Source organism: Neobacillus drentensis (genome assembly GCF_036965425.1).
Classification (GTDB): Bacteria; Bacillota; Bacilli; order Bacillales; family Cytobacillaceae; genus Neobacillus; species Neobacillus drentensis_F.
In genome coordinates this window covers 279-5,129 of sequence record NZ_JBALPP010000177.1, presented here as the reverse complement: position 1 = coordinate 5,129, position 4,851 = coordinate 279, and the positions used below count along the sequence as shown (strand labels likewise).

5 protein-coding genes are annotated in these 4,851 nt (G+C 37.0%); 2 read left to right on the top strand and 3 right to left on the bottom strand.

Annotated features, from left to right (window positions below):
* Positions 1–159: 159 nt before the first annotated feature.
* Positions 160–1,200 (bottom strand): NAD(P)-dependent alcohol dehydrogenase, encoded by a 1,041-nt coding sequence (locus tag V7161_RS29280; RefSeq protein WP_335716289.1) that lies wholly within the window; start codon positions 1,198–1,200, stop codon positions 160–162.
* A gap of 234 nt (positions 1,201–1,434) precedes the next feature.
* On the opposite strand from V7161_RS29280, the gene V7161_RS29275 reads away from it, so the two are divergent.
* Both V7161_RS29275 and V7161_RS29270 read left to right on the top strand, forming a co-directional pair.
* Positions 1,435–1,851 (top strand): MerR family transcriptional regulator, encoded by a 417-nt coding sequence (locus V7161_RS29275; RefSeq protein WP_335716288.1) that lies wholly within the window; start codon positions 1,435–1,437, stop codon positions 1,849–1,851.
* 530 nt (positions 1,852–2,381) lie between these two features.
* On the top strand, positions 2,382–3,089 hold the full coding sequence (locus V7161_RS29270) for an SDR family oxidoreductase (protein ID WP_335716287.1): 708 nt from the start codon (positions 2,382–2,384) through the stop codon (positions 3,087–3,089).
* A gap of 338 nt (positions 3,090–3,427) precedes the next feature.
* Here the strand turns inward: V7161_RS29270 and V7161_RS29265 are convergent, their stop codons facing one another.
* Both V7161_RS29265 and V7161_RS29260 read right to left on the bottom strand, forming a co-directional pair.
* Complete coding sequence (locus V7161_RS29265) at positions 3,428–3,916, bottom strand: DinB family protein (RefSeq protein WP_335716286.1); 489 nt, start codon at positions 3,914–3,916, stop codon at positions 3,428–3,430.
* A gap of 462 nt (positions 3,917–4,378) precedes the next feature.
* On the bottom strand, positions 4,379–4,717 hold the full coding sequence (locus V7161_RS29260) for a hypothetical protein (protein ID WP_335716285.1): 339 nt from the start codon (positions 4,715–4,717) through the stop codon (positions 4,379–4,381).
* Positions 4,718–4,851: the final 134 nt, after the last annotated feature.

Genomic DNA, 4,851 nt, shown 5'->3' with positions numbered 1-4,851 from the left:
TATTTGAATAGGACACTGATTTTTTTTACCATCGATGGAAGTGTTTCTATTTATAAATATACAAATATATGTATTTAAGTTGCATATATAAAAAAAATGTCCCAAAAGCCAGGCTTTTAGGACACCATCAAAATTACCAAAATTTATCAATTACTTAACTCACATTGTGCTTGTATCAATTACGAAACGATACTTCACATCAGAAGCTAATACGCGTTCGTAGGCTTCGTCAATTTGGTCGGCTGAAATTACTTCAATCTTAGGAACAATGTTGTGTTTCGCACAAAACTCCAACATTTCCTGAGTTTCACGGATACCGCCAATCATAGAACCTGCAAATGAACGGCGATGACCGATAAGAGAAAACACATTTACTGACAATGGCTCTGCGGGCGCACCCACGTTTACTAGAGTGCCATCCAGAGTTAACAGTGAGAAATAAGCATTAATATCAATTTTTGCACTTACCGTATTAATAATTAAGTCAAAGGTTCCGGCAAGTTTCTTGAAAGTTTCTGGATCGCGTGTGGCATAGTAATGGTCTGCACCGAATTGCAATCCGTCGTCCTTTTTACTCAATGATTGTGACAAAACGGTGACCTCTGCCCCCATCGCATGTGCAATCTTAACTGCCATATGACCAAGACCGCCCATACCAACAACTGCTACTTTCTTTCCTGGGCCGGCCCCCCAATGGTTAAGTGGAGAATAGGTCGTAATACCCGCACAAAGTAATGGTGCTGCGGCGTCAAGCTCAATGCTATCTGGAATTCTTACTACAAAGTTTTCCGTTACGACAATATGAGTAGAATAGCCACCTTGAGTAGGTTCTCCATATTTATCAACACCAGCGTATGTAGGGACATTTCCATTGAGACAGTATTGTTCTTCCCCTCGACGACAGTTCTCACAATCGCCGCAGGAGTCAACCATACATCCGACCCCCACTCGGTCACCGACCTTATATTTTGTGACCTCTGCTCCTACTTCCGTGACTATTCCCGCAATCTCGTGTCCAGGTACGAGCGGATAGTTCACGGTCCCCCATTCGCCGTGAGCTGTATGGATGTCAGAATGGCAAATACCAGCATATTTAATTTCAATTAGAACATCATGCGAATCAAGATCCCGCCGTTTAATTTCAGCTGCTCGAAAGGATTTGTCTGGACCATCTACAGCTCGTGCTTTTGCAGTTATCATAAAAAAAACCTCCGATAATTTATATTTTTCAAGAGAATGCGGCTACATTTTTCTCTTGCATAATTAATGTTAATCCTTACAGTTAACTCTAAGTCAAGCGATTAATTAATATTTCTTTTGAAGGCCTCATTTGATCTATCAGAGGACTTTGACATTCAGCAAATACCGTGATAAAATCTCACCAACCCATAGAGTTAACTCGAAGTCTATATCAATGAGAATAGGAGATAAATGATGAAGACATATTCTATCAGCGAAGTTGCAAAAGAATTAAATCTTACACCATATACCTTGCGTTACTACGACAAAGAGGGTCTTATGCCTCTGGTAGAACGGACATCCAGCGGCATACGATTATTTAAAGAATCCGATATTGCAGCATTAAAAGTTATTGAATGTCTCAAATCCACCGGGATGCCTATAAAGGAAATTAAAAATTTCATTGATTGGTGTTCTGATGGTGATTCTACATTAAACCAAAGATATGACATGTTTATGGAACGAAAAGCTACTGTAGAATCACAAATGGAAGAACTAAAAAAAACAATGGAAGTCATCGAGCATAAATGCTTATACTACAAGACTGCATTAGATGCCGGAACGGAAGACATTCATAAAAAAGCTAAAATAGGAATTTCCGGTCCTAATTAACAGAAAGGCCACTTGTATTTCATACTTTGTATATGAAGTACAGGTGGCTCTATTTATATCATAATCAACCAATAACGACATGAGGTTACTAATATTGCCCCTGCACGGGTATGTTTCTTGGTTGTATTTCCCCCATTCCACTTGACCCCTTCGTAAAAAAATAGCCTTTATTAAATAAAATTCCCTCCTTGATTTAGAGTTAACTCTAACCTTTATACTTAATAAAGCAGCGAGTACAGATGCAAAAACAAATGGCCCCCCTTGCTTATAGGCCAATTTATATTGTAGATAGGAGATGTTTTTTTGGCTAAACGAAATAATTTATTGATTTTCATATTAACCTTATGAGGTTTCGGAATTCTAAATACCGAAATGGGAGTTATTTGGATATTCCCTTCCCCTGCAGACCACTTCAACTTCTTTTAAGAGCTTCCTGTTCATTTTGGATGTCACCTCTCCTACTATCTTATTAGATTTTAGGCTATGAAAAAAACTGCCCTATCCCATGGCAGAAAAATGGAGGAATAAAAATGTCAAACGATATAAAAGTTGCGCTTGTCACCGGCGGGAATCGAGGAATTGGATATGAGTTGGTCAAACAATTGGCTTTGGATGGTTTTCGTGTCATTTTAGCGAGTCGGGATTCAGAGATGGGTCATAAAGCTACACAGAAGCTAAAGGATTCAAATTTGGACGTTTCGTTTGTGGTGATGAATGTAGATAATCAAGAAAGTATCCATCAAGCAGCAATTACAGTAAATGAGCGATTCGGAAAATTAGACGTGTTGATTAATAATGCTGGCGTGTATTTGGATGAGAATCAAAAGTTAGTGGCTATGGACCCTTCCATTCTGGAAAGAACGATGGCAACGAATTTCTTCGGCGCATATCATGTCATGCGTTCCTTTATTCCACTCATGGAAAAACAAGGTTATGGGAGAATTATTAATGTTTCCTCAGAATATGGAGCGATGAGCGAAATGCAATACCAAGGAGTCGGCTCTTATAAATTGTCTAAACTTGCCCTAAATGGATTGACACGATTGGCAGCGGCAGAAATCCAAGGTGATATCAAAATAAATGCGGTCGACCCGGGTTGGGTAAGTACAGACATGGGTGGACCATCTGCTCCAAGAACTCCTAAGCAAGCTGCTGAGTCAATCCTCTGGTTAGCAACGACAGGACCTGAAGGACCTAACGGAAAATTTTTCAGAGATAGGAAACAAATCGATTGGTAACAGTTGATATTTTAAACAGATGTACGATAACGTAGCAGCGTGCAATTTACTTGCATATCAAATTTTACTCTCTTTAAAAAAATTGAAGAGTTTCCACTGGACCAAAATTTCTCCTGGGCCGTCAGTAGTGAATGATTAGAAACTACTACAGCCCCAACTATTAAAGCAGATAACAAACGTTCAATTATAAATAATAGTAAAGACCACCTTTTTTTCAATGGCCTATAGTTTTCTTATTTAATTAACGCACCCGTTACTTTAATTACGATACATCACAAACTTACTTAACGAAAAAGGCAATGTCAACTAAACATCGCCAAAATTACTTTTTTAATAGGTTAATCTTCTGTTCCTAATACATCTGTATTTGGGGGCTCATAACCCATCTGACGGAGCATAGCTACTATTTGTCCTTTGTGATGAAACTCGTGAGTAATGGTGTGCATTAGCAATTTACGCGGAGTAATAGATAATAGTTCAGGTGCTTCTCTCCAAGGGATTTCTCTCTCAATTAGGACATTTAAATTATGTCCATGTAGTTCTAATAATTCATTTACTATTGAATCCACTTGTTCGAATCGTGCTATTATTCGGTCTAAACTGAGATTAAGTAATTCTTCCCTTGGAGTAAGTGGTTTTTTTGTCTTCAATAAAACAAACGAGCCAAGCCATGCCACATAACAATCTGCTACATGAACCAATGTGTCTCTTACACTTTGCCAACCGAATCCATTTGTATGAGTAAGATGGTTAGGATCTAATTTCCCACAAAAATCTAACAGAGTTCCTCTAGTTTGCCGAACCCATCCATATTCATGTTTAAACATCAAAACACCACCTTATTAAATATAACTACCTATTCTATACATATATAGAAAAACCCTTTCTTTAATACTAAAAAAGGATTGCCTCAGCAATCCCATCTTTAACTCAAGCACTCGTTAGCTGAAAAACTGCTGATACATTTTTTTATCAAAATATGTCTTTACATAGGAGGTTAAAGTCGAATCCCTATAATCCCCACCTGTAGCGTAAGTAATATTCATAATATCCCTTGTTACCATATTTATAATTTCATCAGGTAGCTCTATGTCTCGTACTTTGACCATTTCCATAAACTGATAATTGACACCTATTAATGTCTTTTTTATTTGCATATATCATAAAAATTCTCCCTATATCACCAAGAGTAATTCAAAAAGAATGGTGCTCAGTAAATGATGAAATTTACCATAAGCACCCGTTATTACATAAGATATCGACAATAAAAGTTTAAGCGTAAAAAGTTTTTACTTACCTTTTTTCTTTTTTCTTTTTTTCTTGAGTCTTCTTTTTGACTTTGGCTTTATCCAGAATAAAAAGCGATCATAAGATTTTTTTTGAAGGATGAGTATCCAAATAAAAGCGAATAGTTGCCATAGCACGTTAGAAACAAGAAAGGCAAGGCTAACGTAAGACATCCAAAGAAAACACTTTTCAATTGGAACACCACTCATTACAAGCAATCCAAAAATCAAAACAACCAAAAGAAAGATTATAATTTTGTATCTCATAGAGATTTTCACCTGTATATTTTTTCTCTCCTTAATAATTCTATCTCTTACATCGTATAACCTTTTCTTCTTCAACAAGCCAGCTCCGTTAGTACAATAGAAAAGCATCCAATAATGGCCGCTGATCTTCAACTCTTGCTATCCGTTTGTAAGAACATTACTTCACGACTTTTCAGTAAAATTAGCATAAATATCTATAAAAAAATCAC